This window comes from Amycolatopsis sp. WAC 01376 (assembly GCF_003947415.1).
Classification (GTDB): Bacteria; Actinomycetota; Actinomycetes; order Mycobacteriales; family Pseudonocardiaceae; genus Amycolatopsis.
In genome coordinates this window covers 513144-535988 of the sequence record NZ_QHKL01000003.1, presented here as the reverse complement: position 1 = coordinate 535988, position 22845 = coordinate 513144, and the positions used below count along the sequence as shown (strand labels likewise).

Genomic DNA, 22845 nt, shown 5'->3' with positions numbered 1-22845 from the left:
GCCATGCTGCGTGCGCTGTCCGGCCTGACCACACGCGGCCGCTGCCTCCTCGCCGCCGGCGTCGCCGCGGCGGCTTGTTCGTTCGTGCTCAACGAACGGGATCTGCTGCGGGTCGCGGTGTTCGTCATCGCCCTGCCGCTGCTGGTCGCCTTCTTCATCTCGGCGACCCGGCTGCGGCTGGGCGCGGCCCGCTCGCTGCGCCCGGAGCGGGTCTCCGTCGGCTCGCCGGGCGAGGTCCAGCTCGAACTCTGGCGCGACGGCAGGCTCCCGGCCGGCGAGGTGCTGCTCGAAGACGGTGTGCCGTACGCGCTGGGTTCGCGGCCGCGGTTCGTCGTCGAACGGCTCCCCCACGATCGCCGGGTCGCGCTGCGTTATCCGCTTCAGCCGGTGCTGCGCGGGATCCAGCAGGTCGGCCCGCTGCGGGCGACGATCACCGACCCGTTCGGGCTGTGCGAGTTCGAACGTGAGCTGATCGGGCATTCCCGGCTGGTCGTCGTGCCGAAGGTGGTCGGCCTGTGGGGGCTGCCCAGCGGCGCCGGGATCGGGGCCGGCGACGACGGCAGCATCCGCCTGCACGCCGGACAGGGCGAGGCGGACGTGATCGTCCGGCAGTACCGCCAGGGCGACGACCTGCGGAAGGTCCACTGGCGCTCCACCGCCCGCCGCGACGAGATCATGGTCCGCGTCGAGGAACGGCCCTGGCGTGGCGGCACGACGGTGCTGCTGGACCACCGCGCCGCCGCGCACCACGGCACCGGTCCCGCCGCGAGCCTCGAATGGGCCGTCTCGTTCGCCGCTTCGGTCGGCCTGCACCTGCGCCGCTCCGGTCACCGCGTCCGGCTGATCACCGAACACGGCCAGACCTTGGCAGACACCCCCGGTGAGGGTGGCGAGCACTACGACAACGTCGTGCTCGACGTCCTCGCCGCGCTCCAGCCCGCGCACCAGCGCGACATCACCCTCGGCCACGACCCGGCCGAAGGACAGGAACTCATCGCCGTGCTCGGCACCGTCAGCAACGAATCCGTGCACGAACTGTCCCGGTACCGCCCGCGCGGGATCCGGAGCCTCGCCGTGCTGCTCGACACCCCCGGCTGGTCCTCCGGCGTCAACCGCCCGGAGAACCGCGCCGCCGCCACCGAGGAGTCGGTGGCGCTGCTGCGCGCCGCGGGCTGGGGCGTCGTCGTCGCCGGACCCGGATCGCCGATGCAGCAGGTGTGGGCCGAACTGTGCCAGACGGCCACCCGCCGGGGCACGCTGATCGGAGGCGGCCTGTGACCGCGACCGCGCCACCTCGCCCGCACACCCCCCGCCCGCGTCCCGAAGCGCCGCCGCCGGTCTGGACGAGCAGTGTGCTCGCCCCGGTCGCGGCCGGGCTCGCCACGCTGTTCGCCTCGACCTCGCTCACCGGCGTCGTCTCCGGGTGGGCGTGGTTCGGCTACCTGCTGGTCGCCGTCGTGCTGATCGCCTCCACCGGGCTCGCCCTGCGCTCGCTGCGCGCGCCGACCATCGTCGTCGGCCTGGCGCAGCTGCTGGTACTGCTGTTCCTGATCACCGGGGCGTTCACCACCAGCGGGATCCTGAAGATCATCCCCGGGCCGGACGCGCTCGAAGAACTGCGCGGCGTACTCGCCGCGGCGGCCGAACAGATCCGTGTCGGACTGCCCCCGATCGAGGGCACGCCGCCGATCCTCTGCCTGGTCACCATCGCGATCGGCTTGGTCGCCGTCCTGGTCGACACGCTCGCCGTGGCCGCCGCCGCGCCCGCCGCGACCGGTTTGGTCCTGCTGTGCGTGTACGCCGTCCCGGCGGCGCTGGCCGAAGACATGCTGCCGTGGTGGACGTTCCTGCTGGGCGCGGCCGCGTTCGCCGCGCTGCTCGCCGTCGACGGCAACCACCGGCACCGCCGCTGGCGCAACCGCGAGGCGCCGGGCCTGGGCAATTCGGCGAGCACCTTGTCCGCGCCCGTCGGCGTGGTGGCCGCGGCGATCGCGATGGGGCTGGTGATCGGCACGGCCGTCACCGGGATCGGCACGGTCGGCAAACTCCCGGGCGCCGAGGGAACCGGCCGCGGTGGTGCGGGCGGCTTCGGTGTCGAGCCGTTCACGCAGCTGCGTGGCCTGCTCGACCAGGGCGAGAACGTGGAACTGTTCAAGGTCTACGGGATGGGCGCGGACAAACGGCTGCTGCGCGCCTTCACCCTCGACACGTACACGCCGAACAAGGGCTGGGGGCTGGCGCAGAACGGCCGCGCCCAGCAGGGGGTGCAGGCCAACAAGGGCCTCCCGCCCGCTCCCGGCGACGACGGCGCCGGCCCCGCACGGGACATCCGGATCGAGCCGACGAACTGGGTCGACAACTGGCTGCCGATCTACGGCGCGCCGCGGTCGATCAACGGGCTGGCCGACAACTGGCTGTACGACCCGGTCGGCGGTGCCGTGTTCACCACGACCAAGCAGAACGCGCCCGCCTACACCGAGACCGCGTCGATCAAGGAACCGTCGAAGGACGAGCTCCGGCTCGACGACCCCCGCCTCGCCGAGGTACCGCAGCAGTTCGTCCAGGTCGACCGCGTCGATCCCCGGGTCGCCGCGAAGGCCAAGCAGCTGACGGAGAACGAGTCCAACAACTTCGACAAGGCGCAGGCGATCTGGTCGTTCTTCACCGCGCAGAACGGCTTCGTCTACGACACCAAGACCGCCGACGCCACCGACTCCGACGCGCTCGCCGACTTCATCCTCAACGGCAAACGCGGATTCTGCGAGCAGTACGCGTCCGCGATGGCCGTGATGCTGCGGTCGGTCGGCATCCCGTCGCGGGTCGCCATCGGCTTCACCTCCGGGACCCCGAAGGGCGACTACCTCTCGATCAGCTCCGAGGACGCGCACGCGTGGGTCGAGGTCTACTTCCAGACGAAGGGCTGGGTCAGCTTCGACCCGACCCCGCTGCTCGACGGCCGCGCGGTCGTCCCGCCGTATCTGCAGACCGACACCAGCAGCTCCGCGACCAACGACACCCAGGAAGTGCCGAGCGCGCCCGCGTCGACCGCCTGCGCCACCGGCACGCCCCGCGACCCGGGCGCGGACCTCGGCGCGGACGGCGACGGTGGTCAGCAGGACGAAGAGCCGCTGTGGCCCGCGATCCTCGCCGGGATCCTCGGTGGCTTGGCGGCCGCGCTGACGGTGGTCGCGATCGTGCGGTCCCGGTTGAGACACCGGGCGCTGATGCGGCCTGGGGCCTCCGCGGCCGCGGACCGCGAGGACAACGGGTTCCTGGACAACCAGAACGTGACGAACTGGCTGCCGCTGATCGCGATCGGCCTGTGGGTGGCGGCGTTCGCGTTCCTGGCGGCCTGGGTGTCGTGGTGGTTCGCGCTGGCGCTGGTGGTCGTCCTCGGCGTGCTCGGCACGCCCACGACGATCCGGGAGATCAAGCGGCGGCTGCGGCTGCAGAAGATCGCGTCCCACTCCCCCGCCGCGGCCGACGCGGCGTGGCGGGAACTGATGGACGAATGCGCGGACCGCGGCCTGCCGCTGTCCGACGGCGACACGGTGCGGGTGGCAGGCCGGAAGGTCGTCGAGAAGCACCGTCTGGACGAGGAAGGCCGCACCGGCCTGCGGACCGTCATCGGCGTCGTGGAGAAGTCCTGGTACTCGGACACGCCGGCGGACGATCAGGAGCTGGGCCCGGCCTTCGACGAGGTGCGCAAGAGCCTGAAACGAAACGCGCCCATGTCGTGGAAGGGCCGCCTGTTCCCGCGGTCACTGCGGCGAGGGAAGTAAGGCCAGGGCTCCTGCGCCGGATCGGTAGGCGGCCGAGCCACCCACCGCAGCGGCCTCGATGTCCTGAAGGCCCCCTTTGAGACGCTGAACGTCTCAAAGGGGGCCTTCAGGACATCGGCGGCAGGGCGGCGCTAGTACATGAAGGACCCCTTCCTTGCGCCTAACGCAAGGAAGGGGTCCTTCATGTACTAGAACCCTTCGCTCAGCAGAGGGCAGGAGGCCTTCACGGACAACGGCCGCCCACGCCCCCGCGCATGAGAACGCGAACATGCCGACGAGGCGGTGCCTCGTCGGCATGTTCGCGTGTGTGAGAGCTACTGCTCCTCGAAGCGCTGCCGGAAGCGCTCTTCCATGCGCTGGGTGAACGAGCTCCGGCGCGGGGACGACTTGCCGCCGCCACCTCCGCCGGCTCCCGGGCCACCGCTGTCCTTACCGCCTTCCGTTTCGGCTCCTTGCCGAATCGATGTGACGGCCATCATGACTCCGAAGAACATCACGAGGAACCCGAGCACGCTGATCACTGGAATTTCGGCGACCCGGATGTTGACCACCACGCCGAGCACCAACAGTGCGACGCCCACTACGAACAGGGCGATGCCCTGCAAACGCCGTCGGCGGGCGGGGCGGCGCAACCGGGTGCCTCGCACCGTGGATGCGAACTTGGGGTCCTCGGCATAGAGCTCGCGCTCGATTTGATCGAGCAGCCGCTGCTCATGCTCGGAGAGTGGCATCTTTCCTCCTCCGGCACAGCTGTCGCGGGCGCCGGGCCGCGCAACGTCATGGACCCAACAGACAACCCCAGGCGGGGTGTCTCTGTCCAGGATACGAGCCCCGCGCTCGTCCGACTACCCGATCCCGTATCCAGAAGGGATCAAATTGGCCGAAACCACCCGACGCGGCTCTCTCGAAGACGGCCGAGCGGCCGATGTCACTGGTCACGGGGGGTCAGCAGTGACGCGGGCCGCACCGCGCCGTCACCGAACTTAGACCTCGCGACGTCGGCGGCGAGTTCCGCGTCCCGCCAACGGGGCTCCGGTGAGTCGAAAAGCAGCTGTTCTCCATCACTCTCCGTGTCCAATCCCTCGACTCTTACGCCGATCAGGCGGACTGCGCCCGTCGGCGCGTGCTCGGCGAGGAGCTCGACAGCGGTGCGGTGGATGTCGCGGGCCACATCCACCGGCACGGCGGTTGTCCTGGCGCGGGTGATGGTCTTGAAATCCGCGAACCGGACCTTGATCGACACCGTCCGCCCGCGCAGCCCGCGGCGGCGCAGGGTGGCGGCCACGCGTTCGGACAGCCGGAGCAGTTCGAGCCCGAGCGCCGAGCGGTCGTGGAGGTCGACGTCGAAGGTCACTTCGGCGCCGATCGACTTGTCCGGCGTCTCCGGGACGACCTCGCGCTCGTCGTGGCCGCGCGCGAGCGCGAACAGGTGCTCCCCCAGCGCCCGTCCGAGCGACCGCCTCAGCCTGGGCAGCGGGGCGGCGGCGACGTCGGCGATGGTGTCGAGGCCCTGCTGCCGCAGGTGCTCCTCGGTGCGCTTGCCGACGCCCCACAGCGCCGACACCGGCAGCGGGTGCAGGAACGCGAGCGTCTCGGCCGCGGGAACGACGACCATGCCGTCCGGTTTCGCCATCCCGGACGCCAGTTTGGCGACGAACTTGACCTTCGCGACGCCGACCGAGCAGCTGATCCCGAAATCGGCGGCGACCCGCTCCCGGATCCAGGCGCCGAGCCGGGCGGGCGAGGAGTCCAGCCGTTTGAGCGCCCCGCTGACGTCCAGGAAGGCCTCGTCCAGGCTCAGCGGCTCCACCAGCGGCGTCAGCTCGCGGAAGATCCCCATGACCCCCTTCGACACCTCGCCGTACAACCCCGGTGTCGGGGTGATGCAGATCAGCTGCGGGCAGAGCCGTTTGGCGGTCGAGAACGGCATGGCCGACCGCACACCGAACTCGCGCGCGGCGTAACTCGCGGCCGCGACGACCGACCTCGGGCCGCCGCCGGAGACGACCACGGGCTTTCCCGCCAGCTCCGGTCGTGTGCGCAGCTCACAGGACACGAAGAAGGCGTCCATGTCGACGTGCAACAGACCGCAGCCGGTGTCGTCGGGCCAGGTGGTGGCCCCGGTCGTCACCCGGTAGCGGGCCATCCCACCGGGCAGTTCAGCGTTTCGTCCCACAGGCAGAAGCTAGCCCGGACCACCGACAGTCTTCCGGTGGCCGGCGTCGAGCTCGGATGTCGTGAAGGGCCCCTTTGAGACCTTCAACGTCTCAAAGGGGCCCTTCACGACATCCCCACGACCGCGAGAACTCACGTGAGCGCCTGACTGTCAAGTCTCACGAGGGGTCAGGGGCGGTGGGCCAGGAAGTGCAGCCTGCTGGAGATGTCCCGCAGCGGCGGAACCGACGCCGCCGCCAGCTCGAACTCCGTCAGCTCCTCTTCCCGCACGCCGCCGGGCACGAAGTCCGCCACGACGCCGTCGCCCTGGAGCGAAGTCACCTCGAGCCCCACGTCGATCAGCTGCGTGCGGAGGGCTTCGGCGTCGAAGCGCCGCAGCACGGTCTCCCGGCCGCCACCGAGCACGCCGCTCTCCGCCGCGAGCAGTTCCCGTGCCTCGCCGAGCCGTCCGGCCAGCGCACGCTGGAGGATCGCGGCGTGGCGGTTCGCCACCAGCACCGAGACCGCGCCGCCGGGTTTGACCGCGGCGGCCAGCGCGGCGAGCACCAGCGCCGGGTCGTCGACGACTTCGAGCAGCCCGTGCGCGAGGACGAGGTCGGCCGAGCCGTCCGCGACGTGGGCGCCGAGCGCGTCGGAGTCGTCGGCGATCACCGTGATGCTGCCGGAGACGCCCTCTTCCTCGGCGCGGCGGCGCAGGGTCGCCAGCGCGTTGGGGTTCGGCTCGACGACGGTCACCAGGCAGCCCGCCGAGGCGAGCGGCACCGCCCAGCCGCCGCTGCCGCCGCCGACGTCGACGACGTGCGGCTGTTGTGCGCCTCGCGCCCGTGCGGCCCGGAGTTCTGCTTCGAGAACCCGGCGAACCGCCCCCGATCCCCGCGTGGCCACGGTGTCCGTCTTCATAAACGCACAGGGTAATGCCCGCCTTCCGGGCGCCGCCGGGTGTAGTCCGATGCGGTGTTCGACACCTTGCCAAGGAGCCACCCCGCCGACTGCCCGTAGGCTGTATCGAGTGCACACGGTCGCTGTTCTCAGCCTGAAGGGTGGCGTCGGTAAAACGACGGTCGCCCTCGGTGTCGCGTCCGCCGCGCTGCGTAGGGGCGCCCGGACTCTCGTGGCCGACCTCGACCCGCAAGGCAACGCCACCACCTCGCTGGACCCGCCCCTCACCGACCGCACGCTGGCCGACGTCCTGGAGACGCCGGTGCGCTCAGTGCTCGAACGAGCGATCGCGCCCAGCGTGTGGAGCGACCGGATCGACGTCCTCGTCGGCGCCGAAGAGCTCGAAATGCTCAACGAACCCGACGCCGACAACCGCCGTCTGGAGAATCTCTCGCGCGCGCTCGACGAACTGCACACGAACCCGCTGCGCGAGGAACCCTACGAACTGGTGATCCTCGACTGCCCGCCGTCGCTGGGCAGGCTGACCCGCTCCGCGTTGGTGGCCGCGGACAGCGCCCTGATCGTCACCGAGCCGACGATGTACGCCGTCTCCGGCGCCCGGCGGGCGCTCGAGGCGATCGAGAAGATCCGCGAGGAGCAGAACCCGGGGCTGCGGCCGATCGGTGTCGTGGTCAACAAGCTCCGCGTGCGTTCCTACGAGCACCAGTTCCGCGTTGCCGAACTGCGGGAGAACTTCGGCCCGCTGGTGATGCCGACGGCCATCCCGGACAGGCTCGCGGTGCAGCAGGCCCAAGGCGCGTGCAGCCCGATCCACGAATGGCACTCCCCCGGCGCGCAGGAGATCGCGCTCACCTTCAACATGGTGCTGGCGAAGGTGCTGCGCTCGAGCCGGGCCGGACGGCATCGCGTCCGCGGCGACGAGGATCCGGAGACCACCGAAAGGCCCGCCAAGCTGAGCGACACCGGCACGGGCTGACGTCCGATGCCCGAAGGCGACACCGTCTTCCTCGCAGGCAAGGTCCTCGACAAGGCACTGGCCGGGAAGACCTTGCTGCGAGGCGAGTTCAGGGTCCCTCAGCTGGCGACGACGGATCTCGCCGGACGCGACGTGCTCGGCGTCGGCACGGTCGGCAAACATCTGCTGACGCGGTTCTCCGACGAGATCACGTTGCACAGCCACCTGCGGATGGACGGCAAGTGGGACGTCTACCGGGCAGGCGCGCGCTGGCGCAACCCGGCGCATCAGGCGAGGGTCATCCTCGCCACCGAGGATCTGCAGGCGATCGGTTTCCGCGTGCACGACCTCGAACTCGTGCCCACGGACGAAGAGCACCGCTTGGTCGGCCACCTCGGCCCGGATCTGCTCGATCCACAGTGGACGGACGAACTCGCGGAGCTGGCGGCGGCCGCGCTGGCCGCGGACCCGGATCGCGAACTGGGCGATGCCTTGCTGGATCAGCGGATCATGGCGGGGATCGGCAACATGTACAAGGTCGAGATGTGCTTCCTGCTCGGCGTCACACCATGGACGCCGGTGTCCGAAGTGGACCCGGCGAAGGCCGTCGCGCTCGGGCGCAAGCTGCTGAAGACCAACGCCTGGCGCACCTCGCAGACGACCACCGGCGATCTGCGCCGCGGCCGTGAACACTGGGTCTACGAACGGACCAAACAAGGTTGCTTCCGCTGCGGCGGACCGCTCCGGGTCGCGCCCCAGGGTGCCGGACACCAGGCGAGGCCGACCTGGTTCTGCCCGAAATGCCAGTCCGGACCCGCTCCGAGCCGCTAAGCTGGCCTGGTGACGCTCTTCAAGCTCCCGCTCTACGGGGCCGACACCGAACGCGGCGACCTCGCTCCCTGAGCCGCCCGCTTCCTCCGCACGTCACCTTCACTTCTTTCCCCAGGGAGCTTTGTCATGCCCGGAATCCTCACGGGCGAGGCGCTGCGCGCGTTCGTGCACGCCCTGCCGAAGGTCGAACTCCACGTCCATCTCGTCGGTTCGGCGAGCCTGCCCACGGTGCTGGAACTGGCCAGGCGCCGCCCGTCCGCGGGGGTGCCGACCGACCCCGCGGCGCTCGCCGAGTTCTTCACCTTCCGCGATTTCCCGCATTTCCTCCGCAACTACCTGGCGGTGACGTCGCTGGTGCGCGACGCCCGCGACATCCACACCCTCGTCACCGGGCTGGCGGCCGATCTGGCCGCGCAGAACGCCCGCTACGCCGAGGTGACCGTGACGCCGTACAACCACGTCCTCGACGGGATGTCGACGGATGATCTCCTCACCGGTCTCGCCACCGGGCGGGCGGCGGCACGGGCGGACCACGGGGTGGAACTGGCCTGGTGCTTCGACATTCCCGGCGAGAAGGGGATCGTCGCCGGCCGGGAGACGGTCGTGTTCGCGCTCCGCGAACGCCCCGAAGGCCTGGTGTCCTTCGGTCTCGGGGGCCCCGAGGTCGGCGTCGGCCGCGCGCAGTTCGCGCCGTTCTTCACCACGGCCAGGGAGGCGGGGCTGCACAGCGTCCCGCACGCGGGCGAGACCACCGGGCCCGCCACCGTCTGGTCGGCGGTGCACGATCTTGGCGCCGAGCGGATCGGGCACGGCGTCGGCGCGCACACCGATCCGGCGTTGCTGGAATACCTTGCCGTGCAACGGATCCCGCTGGAGGTCTGCCCCACGTCGAATGTCCGGACGGGGCAGTTCGCCTCGGTCGCGGCGCATCCCGTGCGGCGGCTGCTCGACCACGGCGTGGTGGTCACGCTCAATACCGACGATCCGCCGATGTTCGGCGCCACCCTCGACGGCGAGTACGTCGCGGTCGCCGAAACGCTGGGCCTGAACGCGTCCGAAATCGCCCGGTTCGCGAAGAACGCCGTGGCGGCGTCTTTTCTGCCTTCGGCGGACAAGACCGTCCTGGAGGCGGAGATCGAAGAAATCTTGTTGCAGGACCCCGAAGTCCTCGCATAGCGTGGCGGTACACGAGAGAGGAGGTGGTCCAAAGTTGTATTCCAACAGGACTCGTGAGGTGACTGTCCGCTAGCGGACGGCACGCGTAGGACTTTTGAGCAGCGATACAACGCAAGTTGGAGCCACCTTCGGCTCGTCGTCTCTGCTTCGCGTGATGCCTGATAGCGAATACCAGGCAGTCACCGGGCCCCCGAGGTTCCCGAGCACCGGTCCGGCTCGGGCCCGGCCGCCGATTCCGGCGTCCGGGAGCCGCCTCGGGGGTACCCTTATATCCGGGATATGGCCCTTTTGCGAGCCCGGAGGGGACCACCCGTCGCCCTGGAGGACCGTCCGCCGCTGTTCCGCCCACGGAACCGGCGCAGACTGGATAGCCTGACGCCATGTTGAGGCCCGACTTCCCGATCATCACCCAGCGCCTGACACTCCGCGCCTTCACCTCGGCGGATCTCGACGAACTCAACTCCTTCCAGTCCCGCGCCGACGTCGCCCGCTACCTCTACTGGGGCCCGCGCAGCCGGGCCGAATCCGCCGCCGCGCTCGCCAAACGGGTGCACAGCAGCAGCCTGTCGAAGGAAGGCCAGTTCCTCGCGGTGGCCGCGGAACTGACCGAGACCGGGCAGCTGATCGGCGACCTGAACCTCGAATACCTCAGCAGCGAGAAGCGCCAGGGCGAGATCGGCTTCGTCTTCCACCCCGACCACCACGGCAAGGGGCTCGCCGCCGAAGCCGCCGTCGAAGTACTCCGGCTCGGCTTCGAAGATCTCGGACTCCACCGGATCATCGGCCGCTGCGACGGCCGCAACACCGCCTCGACCGCGCTGATGGAACGCCTCGGTATGAAGAAGGAGGCGCACCTGCGGCACAACGAACTGGTCAAGGGTGAATGGTGTGACGAACTCGTCTTCGCGATGCTCGAAGACGAGTGGAAGGCGAGCCGCTAGCTCTTCGCGTCGGTGGCCCACTGCCGCACGCGATGGTCGCGCAACTTCTCACACAGGTCCCAGATCGCGTCCCTGGTGTGGTCGTCCAGGACCGCTTCGGGCCAGGGGACGGGCCGAGCCTTGCTGGAGAAGTAGGCCCCGCTCGTGGTCCGGACCTCGGGACTCGCGGCCAGGTGCACGCTCGACTCCGTGGCCTTGAGCAGGGCACGACGGCCGTAGAGCACGGGCATGATCAGGCGCAGCAGCGGCACGATCGGGCGGGCAGGCGGCGGGTAGGTGCCCATGGTGAGCCCCTTGTTCATCGACGTGGAGGCGTGGCCGGGATAAGCGACGTTCAGCGTCACGCCCGTCCCCGCGAGCCGCTCCGCGAAGGTGTAGCTCATCGCCATCTGCGCCAATTTGGTCTGGTTGTAGAACGACAGACCCACATAGGACTTCTCGCCCTGGAGGTTGCCGAGGTCGATCCGGCCGCGAGGGATGCCGCCGGTGATGTTGATGATCCGAGCCGCTTCGGCCTTCTTCAAGGCGGGTAGCAGCCACTGGGTCAGGCTGAACGGCGCGACGACGTTGACCGCGAACGCGCTTTCGATCCCGTCTTCGGTCAGTTCACGACGGGCCCGCGTCGCCCCCGCGTTGTTGATCAGCACGTCCAGACGGCCGGCTCGTGCGGTGACCTCCTCGGCGAGACGGCGTATGTCACGGAGCCGGGACAGGTCGGCCGTGATCGCGTTGACGTCCCTGTTCCCGCTGGACCGGCGCAGTTCCTCCGCCGCCGACTCGGCTCGCGCCTTGTCGCGCCCGACGAGGATCACCCCGGCACCGAGCGAGGCGAGCCGCCGGGCGGTTTCCTTGCCGATGCCACCGGTGCTCCCGGTCACCAGCACCGTCTTGCCTTCCATCGGTTTCATCAGACCTCCAAAGTTGTCACCTGGTGTCATCATAGACACTAAATGACACAAAGTAGACTCGGGTGCATGTCGGAGGGTTTGCGCGAACGAACACGCCGGGCGGTACGGGCCGAACTCGCGGAGGTGGCCATCGGCCTGTTCGCCCGCCAAGGTTTCGAGGAAACGACCGTCGAGGAGATCGCCCGCGCGGCGGGACTGACCAAACGCAGCTTCTTCCGCTACTTCCCCGCCAAGGAGGACGTCGTCCTCGACGGCATCGACCTCACCGGTGAGAAGGTGGTCGCCGACCTCGGCGCACGACCCGCCGAAGAAGATCCTTGGGCCTCCCTCCAGCACGTCCTGCGACGCTGGCAGGAAGAGATCCACGCGAGCGAGCGGACATTGGCGACCCTCCGCCTCATCGAGACGACTCCCGCCCTCGGCGGACGGCTGCAACAACGCCGGGCCGAGTGGCGACAGCGGGTGAGCGACGCGCTGCGTGACCGGCCTGGCGCCGGACTCGACGCGTTCACCGCTGACCTGCTCACGAACGCGGCCACGGCCGTTCTCGATGCCGTGTCGAGTGCGTGGCTGCGGTCCGGGGGCACGGCGGACCGGCTGTCGCTGCTGGACCAAGGCTTCGCCCGGATCCGGCTTGCCGAAAGCGGCGGCGACTGACCCGCCAGGCATGATGGACGCGTGTTCTTCGACAAGATCGTCCGCCCCGCTCTCTACCGGGTCTCCGGCAGCGACCCCGAAACCGTGCACGAACGCACCATCGGCACGCTCGCCAGGCTGAGCCGGGTCTCCCCCGCGCTCGGCGCGCTCGGCCGCGTCTACCGGACGGACGATCCGGTCACCTTCCTCGGTCTCCGCTTCCCGAACCGGGTCGGCCTCGCCGCCGGGATGGACAAGAACGGCCGTGCGCTGCACGCGTGGCCCGCGCTCGGCTTCGGTTTCGTCGAGGTCGGCACGGTCACCCGGCATCCGCAGCCGGGCAACGACAAACCGCGGCTGTTCACCCTCGCCGAGACCGACGCGGTGATCAACCGGATGGGCTTCAACAACGAGGGCGCCGAAGCGCTCGCCGCCCGCCTCGCCGCGGGTGGGAAGCCGCCGGTGCCGCTCGGCGTCAGCATCGGCAAATCCAAGGTGACCCCGCTCGACGAGGCGGTCGAGGACTACCGGTTCTCACTGCGGGCGCTGTACCCGTACGCCGACTACTTCGCGATCAACGTCAGTTCCCCGAACACGCCGGGGCTGCGGGCGTTGCAGGACAAATCCGCGCTGGCCGAACTGCTTTCCGAACTGCGGAAGACCTCGGCCGAGCTCGCCGGCGACGCGAAGCCGACGCCGGTGCTGGTGAAGGTCGCCCCCGATCTCACCGACGAAGCGCTCGCGGAACTGCTGGAGGTCTGCCTCGAACACGGTGTCGCCGGGCTGATCGCGACCAACACGACCTTGTCCCGTGAAGGGATCGCTCCGCCCGAAGCCGCCGTCGGTGAGCAGGCGGGCGGTCTGTCCGGCCGCCCGCTCACCGCGCGCTCGGTCGAGGTGGTGCGGTTCGTGCACGACGAAACCGGCGGCAAGCTGCCGATCATCGGCGTCGGCGGGATCTTCGACGCCGGCGCCGCCGCACGGATGCTCGACGCCGGCGCCGGTCTCGTCCAGCTCTACACCGGTTTCGCCCTGCACGGTCCCGGTCTGGTCAAGCGGGTCGCCCGAGGTCTCGCGGCCCGGCCGTACTGACGAACCTCAGGTAGGCACGCCAGCACCGGTACTTCGTCAGCTCCATCGCGTTTCCCGTGGCGGACTGGTCGCACAGGACGGCCAGCGGCGTCTCCCCGTTCTCCAGCCGGATCCGGCCGAGGACGAACGGGGCGGGCAGCGTGGCCGCGAAGGCACCGAGAGCGGCGGGCGATAGCCGCCAGCGTTCACCCGAAAGCATCGTGTGCTCGCCCGTGGCGTCCACCGGCACCACTCCAGGCTGCGGCGGATCGGACGGCAGCAACACCATCCGGTAGCCCTCGCCGGTCTGGACCAGCCCGGTGAACCGCGCTCCCGCGGCGACCAGCCGCCCGTTCAACGGCTGCCCGCGCAGATGCGCGCCGAACACCACGAGATCCGCACCCGGTGTGGGATAAGGGAAGTCGGCCTGTTCGTCGGTGAGCACGGCGGCGAGGTCGATGGCGATCTGGTCGTCGAACGGCCGCACCACCACCGAAACCCCGTACGGCCCGAGATCCGACGGCGACGCCGGCACCGTGACCCCGGGGAGGTCGAGCAGGTTGACGAAAGCCGTGAAGCGCTCGAGGCGTTTCGTGACACCTTCCGGATCGGACAACGCCTCGGCGACCTCGGGATGGTCGGCGACGGTCGGGAGGACCAAGGCGTCGTACTCGGACAGCATCCGGAGCGCGATCATCCCGGCCTCGGCGACGCGCTGCCTGTCCGCGGTGAAGCCGTCGTCGTGGATCAGCTCGCCCACCGACAGCAGCGCCGAGACCTCCACCGGCTCCACCCGCGCCCCGGACGCCCGCAGCGCCGAAACCGCGCCGAGGAAGGCCGACCGTGATTGGAGCGAAAGACCGGTGAGGGCGTCGGAGCCGGGAATCGCCACGCGCGGCCGATCCCCCGCGGACAGCCGGACGTCCGGCGGCCAGTCCCTGGCGAGTGGGTCGATCCCGTCGGGGCCGGTCATCAGACCCAGCGCGCGCTGGCCCAGCGTGAGACTGCGCGAGAACAGGGAGATCCCGGCACACGGCGCGGCGCCCGTCTTGGGCACGAGGCCCAAGGTCGGCTTCAGCCCAACGATCCCGTTGAGCGACGCGGGCACGCGGCCCGCTCCCGCCGTATCCGTGCCGACCGCCAGATCGACCAGCCCGAGCGCGACGGCGACGGCCGCGCCACTGCTCGCGCTTCCGGACACGCGGGCGGTGTTCAGTGCGGCGCTCACGCCGCCGTACGGGCTGCGGGTGTGCTCGAGGTCGCTGCCGAACCGATCGCAGTTGGTCTTCCCGATCACCACCGCCCCGGCCGCGGTCAGCCGGGACACCGAGGTGGCACCGACACAGCAGACGTCGTCCCCCGCCGTCGGAAGACCGGCGACGTCGAGCACGTCGGCGGCCGCTAGCAGGGTTCCGGCGAGCGGCAGGTCCACACCCGCGCGAACGCGCTCATCGACCGCTTTGGCGTCGACGAGGGCGTCTTCCACCGGGCGGAGGGCGATCCACACGTCGGGCCGGTCGACCTCGGCGATCCGGTCGTAGGCCGCTATGACGCGTTGGTAGGAACTGGGAGTCGGGGCCGGGGTCGGTTCTGGTTCCGGGGGGAGCGTCGTCACTGGGCGTCCTTTCCTCGGTGGGGACGAGAAAGACCACTGCGCGAGATCCACTGTGTCCGGTCCGCCACCCTGGGACGCCCGCTCACGCGGGCTGGGTTCAGGCCCGAGCTGGGAAGAGCACTGCGTGCATGTAGGAAACGTTAAGCATCGCGGGTTGCCGCCACCAGCGGTTTCGGGTTACGCGAGCATTTCGGTATCACACAGTGAGCGAGTCGTTACGCAATGGAGTATTAGCGACGACGAATGAGACGATGGTCCAGGAAAGCGCCTGCTCAGACGCTACCCGCTAAAGCGTAACTCGCGTGATTGAAGGCGTATCTCGCGTGCTTGGAGGCGTAACTCGTGAGTTACGCCTCCAAGCACGCGAGATACGTCTCTGATCACGCGAGTCGCGCGTCAGGAAAGCTCGCGCAGCGCCATGGCCAGTCCGGCGAGCTTGTCGGTCGCGTCGGACAGCTGCTCCTTGGACGACGTCATGCCGTCCGAGCTGGCGGCGACGGTGTGCCCGGCGGCCGCGACGAGACCGCCGTAGCCGTCGAGACCGTCGTCGAGCTGTTCGCGCAGTTGCTTGACGGCGGCGTCGAGGGCGCCCCGTTCGCGCTCGGGCGCGGCGTCCCGTCCGCGTTCGATGGCCTGGATCCGGCCTGCCAGCCCGCGCAGGGCCTGCGCGGCTTCCGTGGCGGTGGTCCGGGCGTCCGCGACGGCGATCTCCGACACCGGCATGGTGCCGAGCGACGTCGGCTGCGAAAGCTGGCGAAGCAGCTCCGTCAGCGAAGCCTCGCTCTCGGCGAGGCGCTCCATCGGCTCTCGCGCCACGGACCGCGCCGGAGGCAGCGGAGGCGGAGCGGCGGGCGCGGCGGGCAGCACGGTGCGCTTGAGTTCCCGCAGCCGCAGCCCCGACCGGACGCCGAAGGTGCCGAAGACGATGGTGAACGCGCCGCCCGCGATGGCCTGGAGGATGTCGGCCTCGCCCGCCTTCAGCAGGCCGGTGCCCGCGACGACGGCGAACAGTCCACAAAGGATGGTGAGGAGGATCCAGAACGTCATCGCGCGGGAGGTCCGGCGCTTGCGTCGCTCCAGTTTGGCGGCCGGTTCGTTCCAGCGGGCCCATTTGGCCTTCGCGTCGGCCACGACCGGGATCTGGCCCGCGGCCATCGACGTCAGCTGCTGCGAGATCTTCGGCATGGCGGGCATCGGCGGCATCTGCGGACGCGGCTTGGGCGGCGCCGGCTGAGCGGGCCGCGAAGAACCCTGCTCGGAGGGCGGGATGTAGCGCTGCAGCTTCTCCTGCGCGCGCTGGGCGTAGTCGGGCAGCTTTTCGATGTGCTTCTCAAGCTTGGCGGTGAACTCCCCGAAGTCCTTGCGCCTGCCCTGGCCCATTGCCCTCGCCCCTGTCGTCAGTGTGAGACCGGTCCCGCACCCCGCGGGGTGCGGGACCGCCTCTAGGTGGTGTGTCAGGCGGGGTTCTTGCCCTGTTCGGCCTGAACCCGAGCCTGGATCTCGCGCTGGATGTCCGCGGAGCCCGACGCCTTCGGCGCCGCGGCCCTGGTCTTGCCGTCCGTCACCTGAGCGACGGAATCGCCCTTCATGGACGCGCGGATCTGCTCCAGGCGGGAGTGCCCCGCGAGCTGCGTGGTGGAGGCCTGGACCTCCATCATCCGGCCCTGGACGGAGTTCTGTGCGAGTTCGGCCGAGCCGAGCGCGGTGGTGTAGCGCTTCTCGATCTTGTCGCGAACGTCTTCCAGTGACGGGGTGTTGCCCGGCGCCGCCAGCTCGCTCATCTGGTTCAGCGAAGCGGAGACCTGCTCCTGCATCTTCGCCTGCTCCAGCTGCGAGAGCAGCTTGGTGCGCTCGGCCAGCTTCTGCTGCAACATGGTCGCGTTGCGCTCGACGGCCTTCTTCGCCTGCGCCGCAGCCTGGAGCGACTGGTCGTGCAGGGTCTTCAGGTCCTCGATGCTCTGCTCGGCGGTGACGAGCTGCGCGGCGAAACTCTCCGCGGCGTTCTCGAACTCGGTCGCCTTCTGCTCGTCGCCCTTGGCGCGCGCCTCGTCGGCGAGCACCAGTGCCTGGCGGGTCGAGGCCTGGAGCTTCTCGACGTCGCCGAGCTGGCGGTTCAGCTTCATCTCCAGCTGACGCTGGTTACCGATCACCGAGGCGGCCTGCTGGGTCAGCGACTGGTGATTGCGCTGCGCCTCCTCGATGGCCTGCTGGATCTGTACCTTCGGGTCGGCGTGCTCGTCGATCTTCGACGAGAACGCCGCCATCATGTACTTCCAGAACTTCACGAACGGGTTGGCCATCTCCTCCGCCTGCCTTCTCGCATCCCACGGGCTGTTACCTCGAGGTGGGGCGTCCCCTCTGTGATGTTGCAACGTCCCGACCCCGGCGTTGAGTTCCATCGTGTCAGGTCGGCGTCCCGCGTTCCAGGCGACCCCGACGGAATTCAGGGATCCCCCTGACTGTGATGTTCGCGACCTTTCGGGTTCACCGTCCGGTGACCGTGGGTGAAAACGGCCGGAGTCAGCGGCGCAAAGCGGTCTCCTGTTCCATGCGTGACAACTTTTCGGGGTTCCGCACCGCGTAGAGCCCGGTGATGAGGCCGTCGTCGACGCGCAGCGCGAGGACGGTGTCGACCTCGTCGCCGAGCCGGAGGATCAGCGCGGGATGCCCGTTGACCTGCGCCGTCCGCATCGTCGCCGCGTCGTCGCGGACCGGGCGGCTCGCGGCAAGCAGCGGCGCGACCATGGCCGCGCCCACGACGGGTTCGAGCACCGCCTGCACCACGCCGCCCCCGTCGCCGAGGAAGACGACGTCCGGCGAGAGGACGTCGAGCAGTCCTTGCAGGTCACCTGTCCGGACCGCGCGGTGGAACGCGTCGAGCACGTCCCGGGTCTCGCCGGGGGACGCGGCACCTCGCGGCCGCCGCGCGGCGACGTGCGCCCGGGCCCGGTGGGCGATCTGGTGGACCGCGGCCGGGGTCTTGCCGACGGCTTCGGCGATCTCGCCGTATGCCACGTCGAACACCTCACGCAGCACGAACACCGCGCGTTCGGTCGGCGTGAGGGTCTCCAGCACCAGCAACATCGCCATCGAGACGCTGTCGGCCAGCTCGACGTCTTCGGCCACGTCGGGTGTGGTGAGCAGCGGTTCAGGCAACCATGGGCCGACGTAGGACTCCTTGCGGCGGCCGAGCGTGCGCAGCCTGCCGAGCGCCTGCCGGGTGGTGATGCGGACCAGATACGCCCGCGGGTTCTCCACGGTGCCGAGATCGACGCCCGACCAGCGCAGCCAGGTCTCCTGGAGGACGTCTTCGGCGTCGGCGGCCGAGCCGAGCATCTCGTAGGCGACGGTGAACAGCAGGTTCCGGTGGGCGACGAACGCCTCGGTGGCGGTGTCGGACATGGATGACTCCTGTTCTCGGCGGCGGTGTCCCCCACCAGACGCCGCGTCCCTCGATTTCTGACACTTCGAGGCCGTGGCGCACGTCACGTTCCGATGCTGTCAGGGCCGCCGGGCTCCCGGCATCTGGTGGTCGTTCGGTTTCAGCACGACCACGAATGAGGACGAGATCATGGATTCCCGTTTCGATCTGAACAGCAACGAGCTCGGCGCGAAGATCGGCAAGCGCTTCGCAGGAGTCAGTGTGGCCATCAAGGGGTCGACGCTGCCGAAGGTCACCCAGGAACTGGTGTCGCTGCGGGCCAGCCAGCTCAACGGCTGCGGTTTCTGCGTCGACGCCCACGCCAAGGACCTGGCGGCCGCCGGCGAACCCGCGGTCCGCGTCAACCTGGTCGCCGCCTGGCGCGAGTCCACCGTGTTCACCGAGGCCGAGCAGGCCGCGCTGGCGCTCGCGGAGGAAGGCAGCCGGATCGCCGACGCGCACCGGGGCGTCTCCGACGAGACCTGGGCCCAGGTGCGGAAGCACTACGACGACGATCAGATCGCCGCGCTGGTCTACCTGGTCGCGATGATCAACGCCGCCAACCGGCTGCTCGTCATCACGCACACCAAGGGCGGCTCGTACCAGGCCGGCACGTTCGACGGCGTCGCGAACTGACGGGAAAGGCCCCAGGCGGACTGCCTGGGGCCTTCTCCGTTCACAACTTTGCTAGGCGGCGACCATCTTCGGTGCGGAGATGGTCGTCCGCAGGGCGGGGCTCATCCGCGGCGGTGGCGAAATCCGCAGATCGGCCAGGTCGTTGCCGATCAGCTCGGACACCAGACGGCCGCCTTCGAGCTCGCCCGCTTCGGTCTTCTCCCGCTCCGGAGCACGCCGCTTTCCGGCCTCGACCTTCTCGTCGACCGGGGCGACCTCGACGTTGTCGATCGCCGAGACGTCCGCCGCGACCTTGTGCAGGAGTTCGCCCAGCGGAAGTTCCAGGGCCTCGCAAATGGACGCCAGCAGCTCGCTGGACGCCTCCTTCTGCCCACGCTCGACCTCGGACAGGTATCCGAGGCTCACCCTGGCGGCGCGGGAGATGTCCCGCAGCGTTCGACGCTGGTTCGTGCGGGCGTGTCGGAGCCGGTCGCCGATCGCCTCGCGCAACAGCACGGTCATCACGCGCCTCCCTTCCAGGACTGACTACCCCCTACGTTACCCAGAGCGGTGCCCCGGGCGCAGGTGTTGACACGGCAATACGCCAAGGGCGAACGCGGCGATCATGCGAGATGTTCCCCCAGCAGGGCGAACGCGCCCTCGATCGCACCGGCCCTGACCGAGGCTCGATCACCGCTCAAGTCCAGCGTACGGACGGTGAGCACGGCCGGGCCCGCGAGCCCGACGTGGACGGTGCCGGGCGCCACGCCGTCCTGTCCGTCCGGACCCGCGACGCCGGTGAGACCGAGGCCCCAAGTGGCGCCGCACCGCTCTTTCGCGCCGACGGCCAGTTGCGCCGCGACCTCGGGATGAACGGCGCCGTGCGCGGCGAGAAGGTCTTCGTCGACGCCGGCCAGCGTCGCCTTGAGATCGGTCGCGTAGACGATCAGGCCGCCGCGGACGACGGCACTCGATCCGGGGATCTCGGTCAGCGTCGCGCAGACCAGCCCGGCGGTCAGCGACTCCGCCGTCGCCACCGTCTCCCCGCGCTCGATCAGGTGAGTGATCAAGGTCTCAGCATTCATGTGCCCGCGGCACGCCTTCCGGCGGCGCGCAGCCGCACCGCGCGCACGACGTAGTCGAGCCCGGTCACGACGGTCAGCACGAGCGCGAGCCCCATCAGCACCCAGCGCACCGGCTCGGCCGACGCGGGCAGGGGCAGCAGATACGCGGTGATGGCCGCGACCTGCGCGAGCGTCTTGGCCTTGCCGCCGCGGCTGGCCGGGATGACCCCGTGCCGGATCACCCAGAACCGCAGCAGCGTCACCCCGATCTCGCGGATCGCGATGACGATGGTGACCCACCAGCCCAGTTCGCCGAGCACGCTCAGCCCGATCAGCGCGGCGCCGATCAGCGCCTTGTCCGCGATCGGGTCGGCGATCTTGCCGAAGTCGGTGATCAGCCCGTACTTGCGCGCCACCCAGCCGTCGACCTGGTCGGTGAACGACGCGATCGCGAACAGCGCGGTGGCGATCGCACGCCAGAAGGTGTCCGTCCCGTCGCCGGTGAACAGCGCCAGCACGAACAGCGGCACCAGCACCAGCCGCGACATCGTGAGCAGGTTCGCCAGGTTCAGGGTCGGGACCGGGGTGGCATCGGGAACCCGGGCGTGCTCACCGCCCGTCCCCTCTCCGGCCCCGGCGTCGCTCGGGGCGGCATTCACCGGTCGGCCTCGGGCGGTGCGGGCCGCACGATCAGGTCGACACCTTCGGAGTCGACGACCTCGCAGCGCACGAAGTCACCCACCGCCAGCGCGGGCAGGTCTTCCGTCTCGATCAGGACGCATTCGCCGTCGACCTCGGGGGCCTGGTGCGCGGCGCGGCCGATGGGGTCCTCGCCGTCCTCGGCCTGCTCGATGAGGACGTCGACGAAGTCACCGATCCGGTCTTCGGCCCGCTGCGAGGTCAGTTCCTCGACCAGCGCGGAGATCCGCGCGACCCGCTCGGTCACCACGGACTCGTCGAGTTTGCCCTCGAAGGTCTCGGCCTCGGTGCCGTCCTCGTCCGAATACCCGAAGACGCCCACCGCGTCCAGCCGCGCACCGTTCAGGAAGCGCTCCAGCTCGGCGAGGTCCTCCTCGGTCTCGCCGGGGAACCCGACGATGACGTTGGTGCGGATGCCGGCGTTGGGCGAGAGGTCCCGGATCTGGTCGCACAGCGCGAGGAAGGAGTCCGTCGAGCCGAAGCGGCGCATGCGGCGCAGCACGGTCTCGCTGGAGTGCTGGAAGGACAGGTCGAAGTAGTCGGCGACGCCCGGCGTGGTCGCGATGGCCTTGACCAGGCCGGGGCGCGTCTCGGCGGGCTGCAGGTACGAGACGCGGACGCGTTCGATCCCGGGCACCGCGGCCAGGCGCGGGACCAGCAGTTCCAGCGCACGGGCGCCGTCACGGCCGAAGTCCTTGCCGTAGGAGGTGGAGTTCTCCGAGACGAGGAAGACCTCCTTGACGCCGTTCTCCGCGAGCCACATCGCCTCGGCGACGATCTCGTCCGGCTGCCGCGACACGAAGGAACCGCGGAACGACGGGATCGCGCAGAACGAGCAGCGCCGGTCGCAGCCGGACGCGATCTTCAGCGCGGCCACCGGGGAGGTGTCGAGCCGGGTCCGCAGCACCCGCGGGCCCCAGCCGCGCTGCGCGTGCCCCGGCACCTCGACCGACTCGGCGGCGTCCGGGCGCTGCACCGGGCTGATCGGCAGCAGCTTGCGGCGGTCGGAGGGGGTGTGGGACTCGATCTTGCGACCGGCCACGACGTCGTCGAGGCGTTCGGAGAGGTCTGCGTAGTGGTCGAAGCCCAGGACCGCGTCTGCCTCCGGCAGGTTCTCGGCCAGCTCGTTGCCGTAGCGCTCGGCCATGCAGCCGACGGCGACGACCTTCTTGCCGGTGTCGGACGCCGCGAGCAGCGTGTCGACCGAGTCCTTCTTGGCGGACTCGACGAAGCCGCAGGTGTTGACGACCACGACGTCGGAGTCCTCGGGCTCGGCGGCGAGCTCCCAGCCGCCCGCCGCCAGCCGTCCGGCGAGTTCCTCGGAATCGACCTCGTTGCGGGCGCAACCGAGGGTCAACAAGGAAACGCGACGGGTGGCGACAGGATCAGTGGTGGGAGAAGGCACGTGCCTTAGGGTAGCTGGCCTGTTCGCGGGGTCGGCGATCGCTCGCTCGGGCGAGCCCTCGACCGGGCGATACCTCGTGGATGGCTTAATGGTGGACGTGCCCTCAGACCCTCTCCTTCGCCGCCCTCCGACCGTCCGCCGGGCGCGGATCGCGGACGTCCGCAAGATCAAGGCGCTGGTCGACTCCGACGCGGGGACGGTGCTGCTGGAGAAGGAGCTCGTCACCCTCTACGAGAGCGTCCAGGAGTTCTGGGTGGTCGAAGACGGTGACGACGTGCTCGGCTGCGGCGCCCTCCACGTGCTGTGGGAGGACATCGCCGAACTGCGCACCATCGCCGTCGACAAGGCCTCCCGTGGTCGCGGCATCGGGCACGCGCTGGTGGAGCAGCTGATCGGCTTCGCCCGCGAGATCGGGCTGAAGCGGCTGTTCGTGCTGACCTTCGAGACCCACTTCTTCGCCGGCCACGGCTTCGTCGAGATCGACGGCACCCCGGTGACCCAGGAGGTCTACGAGGAGATGCGGCGTTCGGCCGACCCGGGTGTCGCGGAGTTCCTCGACCTGCCGTACGTGAAGCCCAACACCTTGGGCAACAGCCGGATGCTGCTGGAGCTGTAGCTGAAGGGGACTTTCACCGCATCGCATGCGGCGAT

General features: G+C 69.9%; 22 protein-coding genes. 10 read left to right on the top strand and 12 right to left on the bottom strand.

Annotation, left to right across the window (positions count from 1 at the left end):
- Positions 1–3 precede the first annotated feature (3 nt).
- Positions 4–1278 carry a DUF58 domain-containing protein gene (locus tag DMH03_RS19305; protein WP_125793403.1) on the top strand — a complete coding sequence of 425 codons (1275 nt, stop codon included), beginning with the start codon at positions 4–6 and terminating at the stop codon, positions 1276–1278.
- Complete coding sequence (locus tag DMH03_RS19300; RefSeq protein ID WP_125793402.1) at positions 1275–3782, top strand: DUF3488 and transglutaminase-like domain-containing protein; 2508 nt, start codon at positions 1275–1277, stop codon at positions 3780–3782. Before DMH03_RS19305 ends, DMH03_RS19300 begins: the two co-directional genes overlap by 4 nt.
- A gap of 314 nt (positions 3783–4096) precedes the next feature.
- Here the strand turns inward: DMH03_RS19300 and DMH03_RS19295 are convergent, their stop codons facing one another.
- The 3 genes from DMH03_RS19295 to DMH03_RS19285 form a co-directional block, all read right to left on the bottom strand.
- Positions 4097–4513, bottom strand: coding sequence for a DUF3040 domain-containing protein (locus DMH03_RS19295; protein WP_125785309.1), 417 nt, complete (start codon positions 4511–4513; stop codon positions 4097–4099).
- A gap of 197 nt (positions 4514–4710) precedes the next feature.
- Positions 4711–5928, bottom strand: coding sequence for a DNA polymerase IV (dinB, locus tag DMH03_RS19290; RefSeq protein WP_125793982.1), 1218 nt, complete (start codon positions 5926–5928; stop codon positions 4711–4713).
- A 197-nt stretch (positions 5929–6125) separates the two neighbouring features.
- Positions 6126–6857 carry a methyltransferase domain-containing protein gene (locus DMH03_RS19285; RefSeq protein WP_125793401.1) on the bottom strand — a complete coding sequence of 244 codons (732 nt, stop codon included), beginning with the start codon at positions 6855–6857 and terminating at the stop codon, positions 6126–6128.
- Between the two features lie 109 nt (positions 6858–6966).
- Between DMH03_RS19285 and DMH03_RS19280 the strand changes: the two genes are divergently transcribed.
- From DMH03_RS19280 to DMH03_RS19265, 4 genes are all read left to right on the top strand, one after another.
- Positions 6967–7833 carry a ParA family protein gene (locus DMH03_RS19280; protein WP_125793400.1) on the top strand — a complete coding sequence of 289 codons (867 nt, stop codon included), beginning with the start codon at positions 6967–6969 and terminating at the stop codon, positions 7831–7833.
- A gap of 6 nt (positions 7834–7839) precedes the next feature.
- Positions 7840–8643 carry a DNA-formamidopyrimidine glycosylase family protein gene (locus DMH03_RS19275; protein ID WP_125793399.1) on the top strand — a complete coding sequence of 268 codons (804 nt, stop codon included), beginning with the start codon at positions 7840–7842 and terminating at the stop codon, positions 8641–8643.
- A gap of 126 nt (positions 8644–8769) precedes the next feature.
- The gene (gene add, locus DMH03_RS19270) at positions 8770–9819 is read left to right on the top strand and encodes an adenosine deaminase (protein WP_125793398.1); all 1050 of its coding nucleotides are present in this window, start codon (positions 8770–8772) and stop codon (positions 9817–9819) included.
- A gap of 380 nt (positions 9820–10199) precedes the next feature.
- Entirely contained in the window at positions 10200–10760 is a 561-nt protein-coding gene (locus tag DMH03_RS19265; RefSeq protein WP_125793397.1) for a GNAT family N-acetyltransferase, read from the top strand.
- Here the strand turns inward: DMH03_RS19265 and DMH03_RS19260 are convergent.
- Complete coding sequence (locus DMH03_RS19260; protein WP_233611561.1) at positions 10757–11668, bottom strand: SDR family NAD(P)-dependent oxidoreductase; 912 nt, start codon at positions 11666–11668, stop codon at positions 10757–10759. The genes DMH03_RS19265 and DMH03_RS19260 overlap by 4 nt on opposite strands.
- Before the next feature lie 66 nt (positions 11669–11734).
- Here DMH03_RS19260 and DMH03_RS19255 point away from each other — a divergent pair, with 66 nt between their 5' ends.
- Together DMH03_RS19255 and DMH03_RS19250 are read left to right on the top strand one after the other, a co-directional pair.
- Positions 11735–12325 carry a TetR family transcriptional regulator gene (locus DMH03_RS19255; protein ID WP_125793396.1) on the top strand — a complete coding sequence of 197 codons (591 nt, stop codon included), beginning with the start codon at positions 11735–11737 and terminating at the stop codon, positions 12323–12325.
- A 21-nt stretch (positions 12326–12346) separates the two neighbouring features.
- Positions 12347–13396: a quinone-dependent dihydroorotate dehydrogenase gene (locus DMH03_RS19250; protein ID WP_125793395.1), complete on the top strand. Its 1050-nt coding sequence runs from the start codon at positions 12347–12349 to the stop codon at positions 13394–13396.
- On the opposite strand, the gene DMH03_RS19245 is transcribed toward DMH03_RS19250, so the two are convergent.
- The 4 genes from DMH03_RS19245 to DMH03_RS19230 all read right to left on the bottom strand — a co-directional run bounded on the left by DMH03_RS19245 (position 13356) and on the right by DMH03_RS19230 (position 18392).
- Positions 13356–14990, bottom strand: a complete 1635-nt coding sequence (locus DMH03_RS19245) for an amidase family protein (protein ID WP_125793394.1) — start codon at positions 14988–14990, stop codon at positions 13356–13358. The genes DMH03_RS19250 and DMH03_RS19245 overlap by 41 nt on opposite strands.
- Positions 14991–15386: 396 nt before the next feature.
- On the bottom strand, positions 15387–16370 hold the full coding sequence (locus DMH03_RS19240) for a hypothetical protein (RefSeq protein ID WP_125793393.1): 984 nt from the start codon (positions 16368–16370) through the stop codon (positions 15387–15389).
- 74 nt (positions 16371–16444) lie between these two features.
- Positions 16445–17290, bottom strand: coding sequence for a PspA/IM30 family protein (locus DMH03_RS19235; protein ID WP_125793392.1), 846 nt, complete (start codon positions 17288–17290; stop codon positions 16445–16447).
- Positions 17291–17510: 220 nt separating this feature from the next.
- Positions 17511–18392, bottom strand: a complete 882-nt coding sequence (locus tag DMH03_RS19230) for an RNA polymerase sigma-70 factor (RefSeq protein WP_125785299.1) — start codon at positions 18390–18392, stop codon at positions 17511–17513.
- 169 nt (positions 18393–18561) lie between these two features.
- On the opposite strand from DMH03_RS19230, the gene DMH03_RS19225 reads away from it, so the two are divergent.
- Positions 18562–19047: a carboxymuconolactone decarboxylase family protein gene (locus tag DMH03_RS19225; protein WP_125793391.1), complete on the top strand. Its 486-nt coding sequence runs from the start codon at positions 18562–18564 to the stop codon at positions 19045–19047.
- Positions 19048–19098: 51 nt separating this feature from the next.
- Here DMH03_RS19225 and DMH03_RS19220 read toward each other — a convergent pair whose 3' ends face one another.
- From DMH03_RS19220 to rimO, 4 genes are all read right to left on the bottom strand, one after another.
- Positions 19099–19548: a helix-turn-helix domain-containing protein gene (locus DMH03_RS19220; protein ID WP_199748934.1), complete on the bottom strand. Its 450-nt coding sequence runs from the start codon at positions 19546–19548 to the stop codon at positions 19099–19101.
- Positions 19549–19649: 101 nt separating this feature from the next.
- Entirely contained in the window at positions 19650–20111 is a 462-nt protein-coding gene (locus DMH03_RS19215; protein WP_125793389.1) for a CinA family protein, read from the bottom strand.
- Positions 20108–20749, bottom strand: coding sequence for a CDP-diacylglycerol--glycerol-3-phosphate 3-phosphatidyltransferase (gene pgsA, locus DMH03_RS19210; RefSeq protein WP_125793388.1), 642 nt, complete (start codon positions 20747–20749; stop codon positions 20108–20110). The genes DMH03_RS19215 and pgsA overlap by 4 nt, the downstream gene beginning before the upstream one ends.
- The gene (rimO, locus tag DMH03_RS19205; protein ID WP_125793387.1) at positions 20746–22194 is read right to left on the bottom strand and encodes a 30S ribosomal protein S12 methylthiotransferase RimO; all 1449 of its coding nucleotides are present in this window, start codon (positions 22192–22194) and stop codon (positions 20746–20748) included. Before rimO ends, pgsA begins: the two co-directional genes overlap by 4 nt.
- An 88-nt stretch (positions 22195–22282) precedes the next feature.
- Here rimO and DMH03_RS19200 point away from each other — a divergent pair, with 88 nt between their 5' ends.
- Positions 22283–22810, top strand: coding sequence for an amino-acid N-acetyltransferase (locus DMH03_RS19200; protein WP_199748933.1), 528 nt, complete (start codon positions 22283–22285; stop codon positions 22808–22810).
- Positions 22811–22845 lie beyond the last annotated feature (35 nt).

What these genes read in the sequence shown, in the direction of transcription:
- DMH03_RS19305 (WP_125793403.1), top strand. Translation starts at nt 4, where the DNA reads ATGCTGCGTGCGCTGTCCGGCCTGACCACACGCGGCCGCTGCCTCCTC.
- DMH03_RS19295 (WP_125785309.1), bottom strand. Translation starts at nt 4,513, where the DNA reads ATGCCACTCTCCGAGCATGAGCAGCGGCTGCTCGATCAAATCGAGCGC.
- dinB (WP_125793982.1), bottom strand. Translation starts at nt 5,928, where the DNA reads ATGGCCCGCTACCGGGTGACGACCGGGGCCACCACCTGGCCCGACGAC.
- DMH03_RS19285 (WP_125793401.1), bottom strand. Translation starts at nt 6,857, where the DNA reads ATGAAGACGGACACCGTGGCCACGCGGGGATCGGGGGCGGTTCGCCGG.
- DMH03_RS19275 (WP_125793399.1), top strand. Translation starts at nt 7,840, where the DNA reads ATGCCCGAAGGCGACACCGTCTTCCTCGCAGGCAAGGTCCTCGACAAG.
- add (WP_125793398.1), top strand. Translation starts at nt 8,770, where the DNA reads ATGCCCGGAATCCTCACGGGCGAGGCGCTGCGCGCGTTCGTGCACGCC.
- DMH03_RS19265 (WP_125793397.1), top strand. Translation starts at nt 10,200, where the DNA reads ATGTTGAGGCCCGACTTCCCGATCATCACCCAGCGCCTGACACTCCGC.
- DMH03_RS19260 (WP_233611561.1), bottom strand. Translation starts at nt 11,668, where the DNA reads ATGAAACCGATGGAAGGCAAGACGGTGCTGGTGACCGGGAGCACCGGT.
- DMH03_RS19255 (WP_125793396.1), top strand. Translation starts at nt 11,735, where the DNA reads ATGTCGGAGGGTTTGCGCGAACGAACACGCCGGGCGGTACGGGCCGAA.
- DMH03_RS19240 (WP_125793393.1), bottom strand. Translation starts at nt 16,370, where the DNA reads ATGGGCCAGGGCAGGCGCAAGGACTTCGGGGAGTTCACCGCCAAGCTT.
- DMH03_RS19235 (WP_125793392.1), bottom strand. Translation starts at nt 17,290, where the DNA reads ATGGCCAACCCGTTCGTGAAGTTCTGGAAGTACATGATGGCGGCGTTC.
- DMH03_RS19230 (WP_125785299.1), bottom strand. Translation starts at nt 18,392, where the DNA reads ATGTCCGACACCGCCACCGAGGCGTTCGTCGCCCACCGGAACCTGCTG.
- DMH03_RS19225 (WP_125793391.1), top strand. Translation starts at nt 18,562, where the DNA reads ATGGATTCCCGTTTCGATCTGAACAGCAACGAGCTCGGCGCGAAGATC.
- DMH03_RS19220 (WP_199748934.1), bottom strand. Translation starts at nt 19,548, where the DNA reads ATGACCGTGCTGTTGCGCGAGGCGATCGGCGACCGGCTCCGACACGCC.
- DMH03_RS19215 (WP_125793389.1), bottom strand. Translation starts at nt 20,111, where the DNA reads ATGAATGCTGAGACCTTGATCACTCACCTGATCGAGCGCGGGGAGACG.
- DMH03_RS19200 (WP_199748933.1), top strand. Translation starts at nt 22,283, where the DNA reads ATGGTGGACGTGCCCTCAGACCCTCTCCTTCGCCGCCCTCCGACCGTC.